The sequence below is a fragment of the Candidatus Tisiphia endosymbiont of Myopa tessellatipennis genome, from assembly GCF_964031105.1.
GTDB lineage: Bacteria > Pseudomonadota > Alphaproteobacteria > Rickettsiales > Rickettsiaceae > Tisiphia.
In genome coordinates this window covers 1,203,739-1,220,572 of record NZ_OZ035005.1, presented here as the reverse complement: position 1 = coordinate 1,220,572, position 16,834 = coordinate 1,203,739, and the positions used below count along the sequence as shown (strand labels likewise).

Sequence of the window (16,834 nt, the reverse complement as noted above, 5' to 3'; positions counted from 1 at the left end):
AGACCGTAGGTCGACGAAGCAATCTATAATATTACAAGCTTCATGGATTGCCACGCTCACGTACGTTCGCTCGCAATGACATATACGTCTATAAAACGTCATTGCGAGGAGACCATAGGTCGACGAAGCAATCTATAATTTCACCGAATTTGGGATAAGAATTAACTAATTCTTATCCCAAATTGACGTGAACTCAGGTTACTTCAACGCTTTCAAGCCTTCTTCAAGACCTTTCGTAGAGAGTGGAAGATTTACTTGTTGACCAGCTGAATTCATTATCCCCACGATAGGATTAGCATCTTTTGATAAAATATCTTTAAGATCTTTATCTGATATTTCAACAACAGCCTGACAAGATTCTTTTGTACAAGTAACGTACTTACCTGGAGCAACTAATTTTTGGGAACTAATAATTGACGTACCTGGAGCAACAGAAACATCAGTAGGAACTATTTGTATCATTTTTAAACTTTTTGCCTTACCACTACCCAAATAACCTACTTGATACACAGCTAACACTTGTTGTTTACCATCTTTATTAGTAGAGTTAATTGCTTGACTTAAATAACAGACCTGTCTTTTTTCAGCATCTGTGGTGCAGTTAACTACCCAATCTGAAAATTTTTGTCCCTCTTTAACCGCAGCATCAACTCTACTAGGATTACCCAAAAATAGTCCCAAACCCATTACAGCAAGACCAGCTGTAACAAATAATGATTTTTTAATACAGTTTGTCATAATTCTACTTATTTAATTATTTATATTATTAGCGGGCAATGACAGATTCGAGCTGCCGCCCTTTCGTAAAAGCAAGGATGTCGTAATTTTGACGCCTAATCTCTCTTTTTCAGTCCTTAAAACCTAGTCCTTAAGATTTCTTCGCTTACTCGAATTTAAGGACTAGAGGATATCTGAATTTAATATATTTGTCAATCTGTTAAAATAAGTGCTAGTTCAGGGTAATTTAAAATTCCCAACTAATGATAGAAAAGTTTGTTTTTTTAAAAAGATAATTGCTGTTTATTTGGATCGCCACTCATCTTCGAGATAAATATGAGCAGAAATTATGCTATAGAACGTGAGTATTATGCGACGAGTGGAGTGTAGAATTAAATTCTCGTTACTGACTACATGTATGAACCTCCTGTAAAATGCAAGAAAAAAATAACATCTAATAGCAAAAATGCAAATGCATACATGTATCCAGCTTATAGTTAATAAATTATGTGTAATTTATCCTACAGCCCTGATGGAATTCGCTGGCTTACAAATTTACTATATACTTATCATTTTATCGGCTTCAAAGAGCCATTGTAGTCATCAGTTTCTTTGTAAGCTAAGGTTTGTCTTATTTACCATCAATATTATTATCTCAATATTATTATCTCACGCATATTCCGGGTTGGAATCTCTTACATATTCTTTGTTTACCTATTAATTAATAAACCACTATTTATTTTATTTTATGTTAATTATAATAGCTTTGTGCTACAAACTTTACTCTCTACATAATCATCCCCTGACCTTAGTACTGCAAACACCACTCTTGCCAGTTTATTAGCTACAGCAACTACTGTTTTATTATGTCCATTTCGCTCAGATAAATTAAACATCCACTGCGTAAATTTGCTAAAATCTTTTTTAGATTTTTGTTCTTCCAATGTAAATCTTATCTTGGCATTTAGTACAGCTCTAGCTCCTTGGATCAATAGAGTACGCAAGTAAACATCACCTCGCTTGCTAATTCCAAGCAACTTATCTTTCCCTCCACTGGAATACTGCCTTGGCACTAATCCAAACCATGCCGATAATTGCCTACCATTCTCAAAACTTGTAGCATTACCTATTGATGCTATTAAAGCAGTAGCAGTAATTAAACCAAGACCAGGTATAGCTGTTAATCGTTGATATTGAGTTAAGTTGCTAGCTATTATTTTTAATCTTTTTTCTATCTCTTTTATTTTTTTGTCATTATCCAAAAATTCCTCTTTCAGTTCACTAAATGTTTGATAACCCAGCTGGCTTAAATTTCCTTCATCTAAAATCTCGGTTAATTTTGTCATAACCTTATTGATCCCTTGAGGAATAATAAAACCAAATTCATGTAGTAGACCCCTAATTTCATTAGCAAGGGCAGTACGATTTTTTACCAATCTCTCTCTTACTCGATGAATTGATAAAATATCTTGTTGTTCTACAGTTCTAATTGGTACAAACCTCATATTTGGTCTTGTTACCGCTTCACATATAGCTTCTGCATCAGCTTGATCATTTTTATTAGTTTTAACATACGGTTTGACAAATTGTGCTGCCATTAGTTTTACTGTATGCCCCAATTTAGTTATTTCTCTTGCCCAGTAACTAGCTCCGCCGCAAGCTTCCATCCCTACCAAACATTTTGGTAAATTAGCCATAAATGTTAAAACTTGATCTCTCATTAATTTTTTCTTTAATACCGTCTTACCATTTTTATCTACACCATGAATTTGGAAAATTCTTTTTGCAATATCTATACCAATTGTGGTAACTTCCATCTTAGCATCCTGATTGTTATTTTAATATTTAATATTAACTTTAGAAGATTAGCAACTGCTTTTCATTCTGTATATCAGGAGATCCATACCATTATTTTTTCACCTGTGGAATTTTATAATAAAGAAATACTGATAAAAGTGTAGTCAGTAACGAGAATTTAATTCTACACTCCACTCGTCGCATAATACTCACGTTCTATAGCATAATTTCTGCTCATATTTATCTCGAAGATGAGACGCCACTTTGTCCTGTACTGAGGCAAAAACTACTACGTGGTGAATATTTACTAGCGGCTGATGAATTTCCTAAATGGGTTCATGCTTGCGGTATTAGACTTCAAGGCTTGGTTAGAAGACGATTGCTAGAGAGAGAAGTATTTTTGCAAGGAATTAGTTAACAACAAAATAATAAAATTAATAATATGTCACGAGGAGTAAAATGCTAACCCAAACTAATCAAGATATAGATAATAACCAACATGCTATTAGTCCAATCAAAAAGAAAGCAAATGGTACTATACAACATAGTATAGCGTTGCCCTCAGCGATGTACTCAAATAATTTGAAAAAAACGAAAAAAAATAATAAATTGCAAGATACTATTGTTGATGAGCAGCTGCCAAATTCTCCTATAGAACAAACTTCACTTCTTCCTTCTCTTGCCCCTTCAGCAGTACCCCAAACTATTGAGCAGGCAAGAAAACTCTATGCCATTTCCAGTGATAATAGTGTCAGCCAAAATATCATCGAAGCCAATAAGTCGATAGCCGAGAAAGTAGCAGAGTTGAACAAGCTGGAAGAACTACAACAAACCCTACTTGCCACGGAAAATACCTTGAAACTTGAAGTGATGAACTATATGCAATTGCACACTTACCTAAAAAAAGGTGATCATATTCTTGTTTCATGGAAAAGCACCACTCGCAAAACCTTTGAAATACCTAAGTTTAAAGAAGATTTTCCCGACCTGTATACTACATACGTCAAAGAAATCTCTACTCGAAATTTTAAGCTGTATTAAAATGATAATACTTACCTTTGTGATACTCATTATGATATTGCTTATAGCAGTTAAGTTTGTAAGTTTTGTATAGTTACCGGATTGATAAAACCAGCTTGCTTCTCTAACTTTTCAAAGTGATAGATGCCAAAAACAAACCCTAGAGTTATTGGAATCATAATAACTAATAATCCATAATTACCAAAATACTCTATTAGATACACAAGACCAAAAGAAGCAATAATATAGATTAAAGTACGCGATAAAGCGAAAGACAAACTAACGTAAGTACATCGTCTAAAAATAGGAATATGCCGGAAAAAAATTGTATCCGCTGGCATGGTACAGATACCAAATAGCCCAGTCATTAATTGGATTAAAAATATGACAATTGGGGTTTTATAATGGTCTAGTAAATAAGGACAACTAACAATAAAAATACAGAATATCGCTAGTCTCACCTTAAGAATTATTAATGGGTATATTTTATAACTTAAATATGCATAAATTAAAGAGCTAACTAAAGATAGCATTACAAGAAGAAAATTATGATGAATTACTGCCTCCGGCGAATAACCACAAGAGTTTTTTAAAATGCTACTACAATGGATATAAGCAAAATAGAAGCATATAGGCCATCCACACTGTATCACGAAGTAAGCTAACATTGTTGTCATGTTAAATTTTGTCGGTCCAATAGAATTATCCACTACTGATTTTTGCCTTAGAAATTTTGGTGTTTCTTTCAGCATCGTCCTAGCCATTGTCCCAACAATGGCTATTGTTGCACCTGCCCAAAAAGCTAGACGCCAACTAATTCCAAATGACGTACTAAAAGATGCTAAACCAAGTGCAAATATTCCTCCTATGATAGTACAAACTGAAACTAACGCTACAATTGGATATTGGATAGGTGGTTTGGTCATTTCAGTCAGATATAGTTCAGCACCTATTATCTCTCCTACGGAAGATATACCTTGAAAAATCCGACATATTATAATTATCCAAGTAGAGACAATACCTATTTGATCATAAACAGGTAAATTAGCTATAGTAATACATGAAATAGCCATTATAAACGTTGTTATAATGATTGTTGCTTTATAACCAACATTATCTCCTATATAACCAAAAATCAAAGCACCAACAGGTCTAAATATATAGGTCAAACAAAAAGTTAAAGCAGCTAGGAGTGAAGCAGCGTGTGGGTCAGTCTTAGGAAAAAATAGATCATTTAACAGAATTGCTAAATGAATATACAGCATCAGATCAAAATACTCTAAAAATGTACCTATTAAAAGTAAACCTGTAGTATATTTTTGCTCTGTTGTTAGATGAGTTTGAGTAAGTGTTACCTTTGATTGAATAATTGCATCCATAGTTATACCCTTTACATACTATTTTAATATATCTTAACATTATTAATATTAAGTTAAAATGAATTTCTTACTAATAGTTATGTTAATAATAACAAATGTGTGTTAAAATAATTAAATAAAAAATAGAACTATGCAAGAATCAACTCCCGATCCCCAAGCAATCCTGACATCTTCTCTATGCCAAATACTAAATACAGCTTCTCTATACGTCTATTAGCGAGGAGGTCGTAAGGTCGACGAAGCAATCCAGTAACATCATTTATCTATAGATTGTTTCCTAGATTGCTTCGCTTACGCTCGCTAATAGACGTTGTGGTATAGGTATTTGTAAACTTTCAACAGTTATGGTTATAGCCCCTTGTATTATTATTAATCATTAATTATATAAAATAATATAAAATATTAATATGAAATACTTAGTGGGGTCAAATAGTATGATATATTCTAGTAAAGTTTGACCTAATTTAAAATTTATAAGGTTATTGAAATGGACATGGATAAATTTACTACACATACAAAATCTGTCATCTCTAATGCCCAAAGTTTAGCAGCAAAAAATGATCATCAGCAACTATTGCCATTACATATACTGGCGAGTTTGTTAAATGATGATAGCGGCATTATTACTAATCTCATTAATATTTTGAGTAGTAGCTTAGACGATTTAAATAAAGCTGTAACTATAGAATTAAACAAAATCCCAAAAGTACAAATTGAGGGAGGAGGACAGATTTATTTATCATCGGAAAGCTTAAAATTACTTAATAAAGCCCTAGATATTGCTAAGGATAATGCTGATAGTTTTATCACTATTGAGCGAGTTTTTGAAGCATTATCGTATGACCAAACACCTGCTGGTAAAATCTTATTGGATAATTCAATAACTAGTAAAAAAATAAACGCCGCAATTCTGCAGTTAAGAAAAGGTAAGAAAGCAGATAGCGAATCTTCTGAAAGTAGTTACGATGCCCTAAAGAAATATGGTAGAGATGTTACTGAGCTGGCAGAACTTGGTAAACTTGATCCAATAATTGGCAGAGATGAGGAAATTAGAAGAACCGTACAAGTTTTATCAAGAAGAATGAAGAATAATCCAGTACTGATAGGAGAGCCAGGAGTTGGTAAAACAGCCATAATAGAGGGGTTAGCTCAAAGAATCTTTAGCCAAGACATTCCAGAAACACTAGCAAATTGTCGTATCATTGAACTTGATATGGGAGCTTTAATTGCTGGGGCTAAATACCGCGGTGAATTTGAAGAACGCTTAAAGGCTGTACTAAGTGAAATTAAAGAATCTAGCGGGGAAATCATTTTATTTATTGATGAACTACATCTTTTAGTAGGAACTGGCAAAACAGATGGGGCTATGGATGCATCAAATTTACTAAAACCCATGCTTGCTAGAGGAGAACTCCATTGTATTGGTGCTACCACGTTAGATGAATACCGTAAATATATTGAAAAAGATACAGCTCTTGCTAGAAGGTTTCAGGCAGTTTATGTTAGCCAACCAACAGTAGAAGATACTATATCAATTTTACGTGGTATTAAGGACAAATACGAATTACATCATGGTGTAAGAATTGCTGATAGTGCTATAGTTGCTGCCAGCACTTTATCTAATAGATATATTACTGATCGTTACTTACCAGATAAAGCTATTGACCTGATTGATGAAGCATGTAGTCGGTTAAAAATAGAATTATCTACTAAACCGGAAGAATTGGATGAACTTGATCGCCGTATTATTCAAATAAAGATTGAACTAGCAGCTCTAAAAAAAGAAAATGATGAACATTCAAAAAAGAAAATTATCCTCTTAACAGATGAATTAGAAAAACTTGAATCTCTTTCTTATGATATGAGTGCTAGCTGGCAAGCTGAAAAATCAAAAATACATATTGAGCAAAAATTAAAAGAGGAACTAGAAAAAGCTAAAGCAGAACTTGAACGAGCAGAAAGAAGTAGCGATCTTGCACGGGCTAGTGAGCTAAAATATGGTATTATTCCTGATTTGACTACGAAACTACAACAAGCAATAGAAGGAGGAGATAACAAACTATCAAAAGAAGTCGTATCGGAAAACGATATAGCTATAATCATATCTAGAATTACTGGTATACCGATTGATACAATGCTATCAAGCGAACGTGAGAAACTACTAGCTATGGAAGATAAACTTCGCAAGTCAGTGATCGGTCAAGATGAAGCTATAAGAGGAATCAGCGATGCCGTACGTCGATCTCGTGCTGGTTTGCAAGATATTAATAGACCACTTGGGTCATTTTTATTCTTAGGGCCAACTGGTGTTGGGAAAACTGAACTAACCAAAGCTTTAGCACTTTTTTTATTTAATGATCGTAACGCTATTCTCAGAGTTGATATGTCTGAATATATGGAAAAGCATTCGATATCACGTTTGATTGGAGCCCCTCCAGGATATGTTGGTTATGAACAGGGAGGAACTTTAACAGAAGCAGTGCGTAAGAGACCTTATCAAGTTATTTTATTTGATGAAGTAGAAAAGGCTCATTCAGATATTTTTAACATCATGCTGCAGATTTTAGATGAAGGACGACTGACCGATAGTCAAGGGATAACCGTTGATTTTAAAAATACCATTATTGTTCTTACTTCTAACCTTGGAGCTGAAATACTTATTAATCAACGAGAAGAAGATGATCAACATAAAATCAAAGAACAAGTAATGGAATATGTACGAGCCGTATTTAAACCTGAATTCTTAAATAGGCTAGATGAGATTATTCTATTCCATAAACTAAATCGTGCCAACATACATGATATTGTTAAAATACAACTGGATAATCTGAAAGAAATTCTTTTGCAACAAAATATTATATTGCAATTTGATGAATCAGCTATAAATTACCTTGCTGATAAAGGCTATGACTCAATGTTTGGTGCTAGACCATTAAAGAGAGTTATTCAACGAGAACTACAGAATCATTTTGCCAAAATGATTCTTTCGAGTAGTATCATGAGCGGTGATACGATAAACATAAAATCAACTGATGGTCAACTGGCTATTAATAAGGCTTGAGCTAGGAATAATAATATAGATAGAAAAAAATATGATAGATACTACTAAACCTAAAATTTGGGTACTAGCTGACAGCTGCGTAGGTAACGTTAATCAAGCCATAGCTCTAGCAGAAAATATCAAGCTTGGTTATGAATTAAAACCTATTGAATATAATTTTTGGGGTAATTTGCCAAATTTCTTACTTCGATTAAGCCCTATCCATGTAAAAAAGGAACTATTACAATCGTGGGAAACTATTACAGACAGGCAAGGATTCCCAGATTTAATAATTTCTGCTGGGAGAAGAACTGCTTCTTTAGCAAGTTATTTAAAACATAAGTCTAATGGTAGAATAAAAATTGTTCAAATTATGCACCCTAACCTACCGCTCAAGCAATTTGATCTAATTATTTTACCACACCATGATAAAGTTAGTAAGGAAGAACTAAATATGTACTCAAGTGATTTGAGTATATTGAGAATTACTGGGGCTCTGAACAATGTCCAAGCAAAAATACAGGATGGTGGCATTGAATTACGTAAAAATTATCCAAAACTTGGGAAATTTATCTCAGTAATTATCGGTGGTAATAGTAAAAATTATACTTTTACCGATGATAATGCTCGCCAAATTGTAACAATATTATCTAATCTTATACAAAAAAGCAAAGAATATAGCTTGTTTATTAGTTTTAGTAGACGCACCCCCAATTCAGCAAAAGAAATTATTAAAAACAATGTATCTTCCTCTGCTATTATTTACGATCCAACAGAGGAAAACACTAAACCTAACCCTTATTTTGGTATGTTATCACAGGCAGATTACATAATTTCCACTGCTGATTCGATTTCAATGTGTAGTGAGGCAGCCTCCACCGGCAAGCCTCTTTACATATTTTGCCCTAATAATTTTAAATTACCTAAACATCTATCGTTTATACAAAAATTGGTAGAATTAGGAATAGCGAGAATATTAGACGAATCTGTAACTCAGCTTGAACAGTATAATTATATCCCACTTAATGAAGTAGAAAAAATTGCTAATATAATTGCTAATAGAATAGTCTCAAAAAATTGGATACGCTCATGATATTAATTGATTCTCATTGTCACCTTAACATGTTAAAAGAAGATTTATCGGCAATAATAGCTCGGGCTAAGGATAATGGTGTTCAGTACATGCAGACTATCTGTACTACGCTTGAGGAATTACCAGCTATTTTAGAAATAACCGTAAAATACGGAAACATCTTTGCCTCATGCGGTGTTCATCCCAATGAAGTCAAGGAAATTGTCTCGTACGAAACTATTATGGAATATTGTAATCACCCCAAAATTATTGGTATTGGTGAAACTGGTCTTGATTATTATTACCAAACATCCGACAAAAATAAACAGATTGGGTCTTTTCAAGAGCATATAAAAGCGTCTCAAGGCACAGGATTACCAATTATAGTCCATACAAGAGAAGCAGAAGAAGACACCATTGATATTTTAAGCAGTGAAATGCAAAATGCACCATTTACCGGTCTTATTCATTGCTTTACCTCCTCAGAACATTTGGCAAAAAAAATGCTTGACCTTGGTATGTATATATCGGTTGCTGGAATTGTAACTTTTAAAAATGCAACTAGTTTACAGGATATAGTACGTTATATTCCACTAGATAGATTATTAATTGAAACAGATTCTCCTTACCTAGCTCCTGTTCCAATGCGTGGAAAACAAAATGAGCCAGCCTTTGTTAAATATGTAGCAGAAAAAATAGCTGAAATAAAGGAAACAAACCTAGAAATAGTAGCAAGTGCCACTTCCAAAAATTTTATGTCTTTATTTACTAAAACACATCTTATATATTCAACTACTGTTTGAAAGGAAATTATCACATATTGCTAATAAAAATAATATATCTTTAGATCAGATTTATTTACATAATAGACTAATGCGTATGATGTTGCTAATAGTTAATAATCAACTTTAATTAATGAGTTAAATATGTTTACCACCTTATTGAAGTTACTACCTCCTACTCTATATCAATATTGGAACATATTGGTTAATTCTGTTAAATCTTTTGCTATGGTTCTAATATTTATGTTACCAACGGTGTACGCTCAACCACAAGCTCAACCTGAAATACGAAAAATTGTCCCACTAAAACTAGAAGCTGTTAATCTTGGTCAAAGAATTATATGTTATCGCCCTACAAGGCATGGTATACCAAATATGACTGTTACTAAGCTAGGTGATAAAGTTATTGCCCATAATTATGGTCATAGTGGTAGCGGTTGGACATTAGCACCAGGAGCTATTGCTTATGTTAATGAATTATTGCAAAAATCAGAATATGCTACTGATTTAAAACCTGATACTCCCATTACTATTATCGGAGCTGGTGTTATGGGGTTATGGAGTGCTTATGATCTGATTGAAAAGGGGTATAGTAACATCACTATTATTGCTGACCAATTTGATGGACTGGCTTCTAATAATGCTGGTGGATTGCTTAAGCCTTCTTTCATGGATTATCCACCAAATGCAAGACCCATGATGAATAAAATAGCTGTTAATGCTTATAAAGTTTATTCTGCTATTGCTAAAAAACAACAGAGTAATTTTATAGATGGAGCTGTTATAATGCCAGCTTACTTTCCAACTAGGGAAGAATCAGATCTAGAACCTTATGTAACTGCCGGGGTAATGCAACCAGCCAAAGATGTAGTACTTGATTTTGGTAATGGTACAACAAGAGTTATGGTAGCTTACGATGACGGAATTCTGATCAATGTACCAAAAATGATGATAAGTTTGACAACTTATTTAAAAAATAAGAAAGTACCTTTTATTAAAAATAAAATTCAAAATTTTGCAGAAATTAAAACTAAATATATAGTAGATTGTACCGGTCTTGGTGCTAAAGAACTTGATAATGATAATGCAATGACTCTTGGCCAAGGACATTTAATTATGTTAAAAAACCAAGATACTGAAGATGTGAAATATTTAATTTCAGTTAATTTAGGTAATGGTAAAACTAGTTCTGGGCAAGCAGTAAATTGGTATTTTTACATGCATCCAAAGCATTTACCTAGCAGTAGTGCTGATGATGTAGGGGTTATTGGTGGAACATTTATTGAAGGAGCTACACCACAAACTCCCAATGAAGAACAGTTTGATCTGATAGTTGAAAGAGCAAGGAGTTTTTATGATATTGATGCTAGTAAAGCAAAAAAATAACCCTAGCTACGCGAATTTGGGATAAGAATTAGTCAATTCTTATCCCAAATTCGATAGTTGACCAACTTGTAAAGCTAGTTAATTACTACGGTTTATATTTGATTACCTTGAGATGCTACTATTGACTTAATCAGTTCAACTATTTTCTGCCTAATATGTGGATTTTGAATCTCGGTAAATCCTTCCACAAGATAAGATACTTCTTTTTCTGTGTCGTATTTTAAAGGTACTAAATACTCTGCTTTATCTTCAGCAATAATATTATTTACAAGACTATTGTTGTCTTGCGTACCAAATAGGTAATCCTCTGATACCTCAGTAGTTTTAGTCATATCAAGAAAATATTCAATAGATACATTTAATATTTTTGCAAAAAAATACAATATACTGCCAGCTATGGGGGTAGTAGCATTTTCATATTTTTGTATCTGTTTTACACTAAGATTAATAGCTTCACTCAATTCTTGTTGGCTCATGCCGAGCATTATACGACGCTTTTTTAAACGCATACCTACAATTATATTTATTCTTTCTTTTGATTCATTATATTTATTCATTGTTATAATAATTTAATATTTCTCTACCTATTGCAACTAATGATAGTATAATATTCTAGCTTAATCAAGTAATTTTTTATTGATATTAATAATATTTTTTATTAAAATGTAACTAATAAGGGTAGTTATTATTGCTAACAAGGCACATATATCTCCAAATTGTGAATATAAAGTTTCAAATTTTAGCTTGTTAGGAAGTAAGTTATCTATATAACCTACTTCATTGATGTGACGTTGTTGAATAATTCTGCCTACGGGATCTATTACAGCCGATATACCATTATTAGCCGTTCTAAGCATAGGAAGACCGTTTTCTACACTACGCATACGACTAATCTGTAAATGTTGGTATGGACCAGTGGAGTTTCCATACCATGCATCATTAGTGACATTAATGATCACATCTGAGAGTTTATTACTCGTTCGGACAAAATTTGGGAAAATTGATTCATAGCAAATAAGTGGTTTTATGGTTATATTAGGTTTATCAAGACTAACGAGCTGTCTATCTCCTGCGGTATAATCTAACAACCCAGCGGTTAATTTCTTAAATGGTAATAGCCATTTGAGAGGCATATACTCACCAAATGGTACTAAATGAGATTTATGATACTCAAATAATTTATTTCCCACTTCTGTTAAAGCGTATAAACTCGTATAAATTTCAAAATCCTCCCCGTTCTTACCATTATTTGTTATACCACCAGTAATTAAAATTGCCTTTTTAATTTTTAGCATCTTTAATATTTTTATTTTGATTGGTTGGTAATCATGCGGTGCTACCATAGCAGCTTCCGACCATATAATTAGGTCTACGTTGCCCGGCTCTTTAGACAATGCGATATGAAGATTAAAATTTTTCCAAAATTCTTCAACGTCCCACTTAGCAATTTGTGGAATACTTGGCTGAACTAGTCGAACTTTTATATTTGAGAAGCTGGTAGGATTGTTGTGTAGCTTTAATAAACCGTAGGAAGTTATTAGAGAGATTATTATCAATGAATTTGCTAATAATATTTTTAATAGATTATATTGTTTAGTAAAGATATGATAAAAACTAGTTGATATATATATTACAATAAAACTTAACCCATATATTCCTATGATACTAGAAGACTGAATTAGAATATCAGAAAATGAAAAAGCATATCCAAGCAAATTCCATGGTAACCCGGTAAATATCCATGATCGTACCCATTCAAAAAATACCCAATAAAGGCAAAAGATAAACTGATAAAAATGATGACTCTTGGCTAGGAATCCGAAACCACAGGTTGTAGCAATGAAACAAGCCAAAATAATTGGTAGGCCAAATAATGCCAGTGGCACTGCCCACCAAAATTCATCAATATAAACAGTAACCCCTATACTAATCCAGTACATACTGACTAAAAAATGTCCATAGCCAAATATAAAACCTAATATAGAGGCTTCTTTCCAGCTATTAGCAATTTGTACTTGATAACATAGCAGTGCCAAGGCAAATAATCCAGGTATAAAGAAAATTGGAGCAAAAACTAAACCACTAATCATACCTGAAATCAGGGTGAATATTTTGGATGAGAACATTAATGTTACTTTGATAAAAATTGTTTACAAAAATATACATCATGCTATTGTTTGGGCAAGGTTTTAATAAAAATAAGGAATATATATGCAAGTTAAAGTCACTGCTTTGCTTGATGGTAAGAAAGGATTAATTACAGGTGTCGCTAATAATTTATCAATATCTTGGGCTATTGCTCAAATTGCCAAAGAACATGGGGCAAACTTAGCCTTGACTTATCAAGGAGAAGTGCTTGAGAAACGCGTTATACCACTTGCTGAAGAAATTAAGTGTGATTTCGTTGTTCCATGTGATGTAACAGATGAAGAATCACTTGATAATTTGTTTAAAATTATTGAGCAGAAGTGGGGCAAACTTGATTTTTTGGTTCATTCTATAGGTTTCTCTGACAGGAATGAATTAAAAGGCAGATATATAGATACCTCATTGTCTAACTTTCTTAATACCATGAATATATCATGTTATTCTCTAATTGCCTTGGCAAAACGTGCAGAACCTTTGATGAAAGATGGTGGTAGTATTCTTACCCTAACTTATTATGGCTCACAAAAAGTAGTACCTAATTATAATGTCATGGGACCTGCTAAAGCTGCGTTAGAATCTAGTGTAAAATATCTTGCAACTGATATGGGATCAAATAACATCCGAGTAAATGCCATATCAGCTGGTCCTATAAAAACTCTAGCATCTAGTGGTATTAGTGATTTCAAAACTATGTTAGCTCTCCATGAAGCTGCATCGCCGTTACGCAGAAACACTTCTCAGCGTGATGTTGCAGGGGCTACATTATATTTGCTGAGTAACTTAGCAGAAGGAGTTACTGGTGAAATACATTATGTAGATTGTGGCTATAACACTACAGTAGGGATGGGTAAAGGTTCTAGTAATTGCCATTAACTATTATTAGCGAAGCACTGTTGTAAGGCTTAAACCGTCTATTAGCGACTCATCTTCGAGACGAAAAAGTGCTTGAAACGTCTAAAGAATCAGGTTTGCAGTGGTTTTGGCATGAAGTTTGTAGTCATGTAAACATCACTTTTCTACTTGACATACTAAAAATTAGTCAACATAATGCTTCTTATGTGTATTACCATTGTTTTGTTTCAAATAAAAACTCTTGTCATTAAAGTACACTTTTATCAGTATTTCTTTATTATAAAATTCCACAGGTGAAAAAATAATGGTATGGATCTCCTGATATACAGAATGAAAAGCAGTTGCTAATCTTCTAAAGTTAATATTAAATATTAAAATAACAATCAGGATGCTAAGATGGAAGTTACCACAATTGGTATAGATATTGCAAAAAGAATTTTCCAAATTCATGGTGTAGATAAAAATGGTAAGACGGTATTAAAGAAAAAATTAATGAGAGATCAAGTTTTAACATTTATGGCTAATTTACCAAAATGTTTGGTAGGGATGGAAGCTTGCGGCGGAGCTAGTTACTGGGCAAGAGAAATAACTAAATTGGGGCATACAGTAAAACTAATGGCAGCACAATTTGTCAAACCGTATGTTAAAACTAATAAAAATGATCAAGCTGATGCAGAAGCTATATGTGAAGCGGTAACAAGACCAAATATGAGGTTTGTACCAATTAAAACTGTAGAACAACAAGATATTTTGTCAATTCATCGGGTAAGAGAGAGATTGGTAAAAAACCGTACGGCACTTGCGAATGAAATTAGAGGATTATTACATGAATTTGGTTTTATTATTCCTCAAGGGATCAATAAGGTTGTAACAAAATTAACTGAGATTTTAGATGAAGGAAATTTGAGTCAGCTAGGTTACCAAACATTTAGTGAACTGAAAGAGGAATTTTTGGATAATGACAAAAAAATAAAAGAGATAGAAAAAAGATTAAAAATAATAGCTAGCAACTTAACTCAATATCAACGATTAACAGCTATACCTGGTCTTGGTTTAATTACTGCTACTGCTTTAATAGCATCAATAGGTAATGCTACAAGTTTTGAGAATGGCAGGCAATTATCGGCATGGTTTGGATTAGTGCCAAGGCAGCATTCCAGTGGAGGGAAAGATAAGTTGCTTGGAATTAGCAAGCGAGGTGATGTTTACTTGCGTACTCTATTGATCCAAGGAGCTAGAGCTGTACTAAATGCCAAGATAAGATTTACATCGGAAGAACAAAAATCTAAAAAAGATTTTAGCAAATTTACGCAGTGGATGTTTAATTTATCTGAGCGAAATGGACATAATAAAACAGTAGTTGCTGTAGCTAATAAACTGGCAAGAGTGGTGTTTGCAGTACTAAGGTCAGGGGATGATTATGTAGAGAGTAAAGTTTGTAGCACAGAGCTATTATAATTAACATAAAATAAATAGTGGTTTATTAATTAATAGGTAAACAAAGAATATGTAAGAGATTCCAACCCGGAATATGCGTGAGATAATAATATTGATGGTAAATAAGACAAACCTTAGCTTACAAAGAAACTGATGACTACAATGGCTCTTTGAAGCCGATAAAATGATAAGTATATAGTTTGTAAGCCAGCGAATTCCATCAGGGCTGTAGGATAAATTATACATAATTTATTAACTATAAGCCGGATACATGTATGCATTTGCATTTTTGCTATTAGATGTTATTTTTTTCTTGCATTTTACAGGAGGTCCATACATGTAGTCAGTAACGAGAATTTAATTCTACACTCCACTCGTCGCATAATACTCACGTTCTATAGCATAATTTCTGCTCATATTTATCTCGAAGATGAGTAGCGAGGAGACCGTAGGTCGACGAAGCAATCTAGTAACATCATTTATCTATAGATTGTTCCTAGATTGCTTCGCTTACGCTCGCTAATAGACGCTGTGGTATAGGTATTTGTAAACTTTCAACAGTTATGGTGGCAACCCCCATGAAACAACTTGTCATATAGGTTGCTTCGTCGACCTACGGTCTCCTCGCTAATAGACGATCAGCAGCCATTTTAATAGTTCTGCCTTACCTAAATCACTTTGATAAAGTTATCATCAGGAATCAATGGCTCTCCTCTGAAATTTACTGCATTGTTGAACTTATTGCAACAAGTTGTAAATTTTTTATCACAACCTACAGTAAGTAAAACAGTTTTATTATGCTTCATACTATCGGGAATTGTTTTATCCAATGTAATTAAATTCTCAGAATGACTAAGGATTTTACTATAAAATTGAACATCAGCTTGACTATTAGCTAAAATAGCATCCCCGTAATTGAAATAACCATTTTCTTTATCAAGGTTTGAGATAACCATAGTTCTACCAAACATTTCCTTAATATTATATATCTGACTATAAACTGTTTTATCTATTTTGCATTTCAAATCACCAAAATTAGCACGACAATTCTTACTAAAAGATTGCAGTAACGACTGATTATATACATCTATATTTGGCTCTAAACGTAAAGTAAAATCCAAATCTCTTTTAGTATAAGTGATGCAGCGATAAGTAACAAAATGCCTACAAGAGTTAGCAAAACAAACATATATCTTGACCATAG

The 16,834-nt window shown here is 33.2% G+C and carries 15 protein-coding genes; 9 read left to right on the top strand and 6 right to left on the bottom strand.

Annotated elements, in window-relative coordinates:
* Positions 1-198: 198 nt before the first annotated feature.
* Both AAHN03_RS06095 and AAHN03_RS06090 read right to left on the bottom strand, forming a co-directional pair.
* Complete coding sequence (locus AAHN03_RS06095; protein ID WP_342278477.1) at positions 199-738, bottom strand: invasion associated locus B family protein; 540 nt, start codon at positions 736-738, stop codon at positions 199-201.
* A 734-nt stretch (positions 739-1,472) separates the two neighbouring features.
* Positions 1,473-2,534, bottom strand: coding sequence for an IS110 family transposase (locus AAHN03_RS06090; RefSeq protein ID WP_342278432.1), 1,062 nt, complete (start codon positions 2,532-2,534; stop codon positions 1,473-1,475).
* Positions 2,535-2,695: 161 nt separating this feature from the next.
* On the opposite strand from AAHN03_RS06090, the gene AAHN03_RS07720 reads away from it, so the two are divergent.
* Both AAHN03_RS07720 and AAHN03_RS06085 read left to right on the top strand, forming a co-directional pair.
* Complete coding sequence (locus AAHN03_RS07720) at positions 2,696-2,932, top strand: glycoside hydrolase family protein (protein ID WP_410521364.1); 237 nt, start codon at positions 2,696-2,698, stop codon at positions 2,930-2,932.
* 41 nt (positions 2,933-2,973) lie between these two features.
* Positions 2,974-3,555: a hypothetical protein gene (locus AAHN03_RS06085; RefSeq protein WP_342278476.1), complete on the top strand. Its 582-nt coding sequence runs from the start codon at positions 2,974-2,976 to the stop codon at positions 3,553-3,555.
* Positions 3,556-3,605: 50 nt separating this feature from the next.
* Here the strand turns inward: AAHN03_RS06085 and AAHN03_RS06080 are convergent, their stop codons facing one another.
* On the bottom strand, positions 3,606-4,913 hold the full coding sequence (locus AAHN03_RS06080; protein ID WP_342278475.1) for an MFS transporter: 1,308 nt from the start codon (positions 4,911-4,913) through the stop codon (positions 3,606-3,608).
* 487 nt (positions 4,914-5,400) lie between these two features.
* On the opposite strand from AAHN03_RS06080, the gene clpB reads away from it, so the two are divergent.
* From clpB to AAHN03_RS06060, 4 genes are all read left to right on the top strand, one after another.
* Positions 5,401-7,974 carry an ATP-dependent chaperone ClpB gene (clpB, locus tag AAHN03_RS06075; protein ID WP_342278474.1) on the top strand — a complete coding sequence of 858 codons (2,574 nt, stop codon included), beginning with the start codon at positions 5,401-5,403 and terminating at the stop codon, positions 7,972-7,974.
* A gap of 31 nt (positions 7,975-8,005) precedes the next feature.
* A complete protein-coding gene (locus AAHN03_RS06070; RefSeq protein ID WP_342278473.1) occupies positions 8,006-9,046 on the top strand; it encodes a mitochondrial fission ELM1 family protein in 1,041 nt (346 codons plus the stop codon).
* Positions 9,046-9,828 (top strand): TatD family hydrolase, encoded by a 783-nt coding sequence (locus AAHN03_RS06065; protein ID WP_342279203.1) that lies wholly within the window; start codon positions 9,046-9,048, stop codon positions 9,826-9,828. The genes AAHN03_RS06070 and AAHN03_RS06065 overlap by 1 nt, the downstream gene beginning before the upstream one ends.
* Before the next feature lie 123 nt (positions 9,829-9,951).
* Positions 9,952-11,193, top strand: a complete 1,242-nt coding sequence (locus AAHN03_RS06060; RefSeq protein WP_342278472.1) for an FAD-dependent oxidoreductase — start codon at positions 9,952-9,954, stop codon at positions 11,191-11,193.
* 92 nt (positions 11,194-11,285) lie between these two features.
* On the opposite strand, the gene AAHN03_RS06055 is transcribed toward AAHN03_RS06060, so the two are convergent.
* Positions 11,286-11,750, bottom strand: a complete 465-nt coding sequence (locus AAHN03_RS06055; protein WP_341761007.1) for a helix-turn-helix domain-containing protein — start codon at positions 11,748-11,750, stop codon at positions 11,286-11,288.
* Positions 11,751-11,810: 60 nt separating this feature from the next.
* Positions 11,811-13,319, bottom strand: coding sequence for an apolipoprotein N-acyltransferase (gene lnt, locus AAHN03_RS06050; protein WP_342278471.1), 1,509 nt, complete (start codon positions 13,317-13,319; stop codon positions 11,811-11,813).
* A gap of 85 nt (positions 13,320-13,404) precedes the next feature.
* Between lnt and AAHN03_RS06045 the strand changes: the two genes are divergently transcribed.
* The 3 genes from AAHN03_RS06045 (at position 13,405) to AAHN03_RS06035 (ending at position 15,651) form a co-directional block, all read left to right on the top strand.
* Entirely contained in the window at positions 13,405-14,214 is an 810-nt protein-coding gene (locus tag AAHN03_RS06045) for an enoyl-ACP reductase (protein ID WP_341762271.1), read from the top strand.
* A gap of 68 nt (positions 14,215-14,282) precedes the next feature.
* Positions 14,283-14,444, top strand: a complete 162-nt coding sequence (locus tag AAHN03_RS06040) for a hypothetical protein (protein WP_341762078.1) — start codon at positions 14,283-14,285, stop codon at positions 14,442-14,444.
* 145 nt (positions 14,445-14,589) lie between these two features.
* Positions 14,590-15,651 (top strand): IS110 family transposase, encoded by a 1,062-nt coding sequence (locus tag AAHN03_RS06035; protein ID WP_342278373.1) that lies wholly within the window; start codon positions 14,590-14,592, stop codon positions 15,649-15,651.
* 647 nt (positions 15,652-16,298) lie between these two features.
* Here AAHN03_RS06035 and AAHN03_RS06030 read toward each other — a convergent pair.
* The gene (locus AAHN03_RS06030) at positions 16,299-16,832 is read right to left on the bottom strand and encodes a DUF2163 domain-containing protein (protein ID WP_342278470.1); all 534 of its coding nucleotides are present in this window, start codon (positions 16,830-16,832) and stop codon (positions 16,299-16,301) included.
* Between the last annotated feature and the right edge of the window lie 2 nt (positions 16,833-16,834).

What these genes read in the sequence shown, in the direction of transcription:
- AAHN03_RS06095 (WP_342278477.1), bottom strand. Translation starts at nt 738, where the DNA reads ATGACAAACTGTATTAAAAAATCATTATTTGTTACAGCTGGTCTTGCT.
- AAHN03_RS06090 (WP_342278432.1), bottom strand. Translation starts at nt 2,534, where the DNA reads ATGGAAGTTACCACAATTGGTATAGATATTGCAAAAAGAATTTTCCAA.
- AAHN03_RS06085 (WP_342278476.1), top strand. Translation starts at nt 2,974, where the DNA reads ATGCTAACCCAAACTAATCAAGATATAGATAATAACCAACATGCTATT.
- AAHN03_RS06080 (WP_342278475.1), bottom strand. Translation starts at nt 4,913, where the DNA reads ATGGATGCAATTATTCAATCAAAGGTAACACTTACTCAAACTCATCTA.
- clpB (WP_342278474.1), top strand. Translation starts at nt 5,401, where the DNA reads ATGGACATGGATAAATTTACTACACATACAAAATCTGTCATCTCTAAT.
- AAHN03_RS06070 (WP_342278473.1), top strand. Translation starts at nt 8,006, where the DNA reads ATGATAGATACTACTAAACCTAAAATTTGGGTACTAGCTGACAGCTGC.
- AAHN03_RS06060 (WP_342278472.1), top strand. Translation starts at nt 9,952, where the DNA reads ATGTTTACCACCTTATTGAAGTTACTACCTCCTACTCTATATCAATAT.
- AAHN03_RS06055 (WP_341761007.1), bottom strand. Translation starts at nt 11,750, where the DNA reads ATGAATAAATATAATGAATCAAAAGAAAGAATAAATATAATTGTAGGT.
- lnt (WP_342278471.1), bottom strand. Translation starts at nt 13,319, where the DNA reads ATGTTCTCATCCAAAATATTCACCCTGATTTCAGGTATGATTAGTGGT.
- AAHN03_RS06045 (WP_341762271.1), top strand. Translation starts at nt 13,405, where the DNA reads ATGCAAGTTAAAGTCACTGCTTTGCTTGATGGTAAGAAAGGATTAATT.
- AAHN03_RS06035 (WP_342278373.1), top strand. Translation starts at nt 14,590, where the DNA reads ATGGAAGTTACCACAATTGGTATAGATATTGCAAAAAGAATTTTCCAA.
- AAHN03_RS06030 (WP_342278470.1), bottom strand. Translation starts at nt 16,832, where the DNA reads ATGGTCAAGATATATGTTTGTTTTGCTAACTCTTGTAGGCATTTTGTT.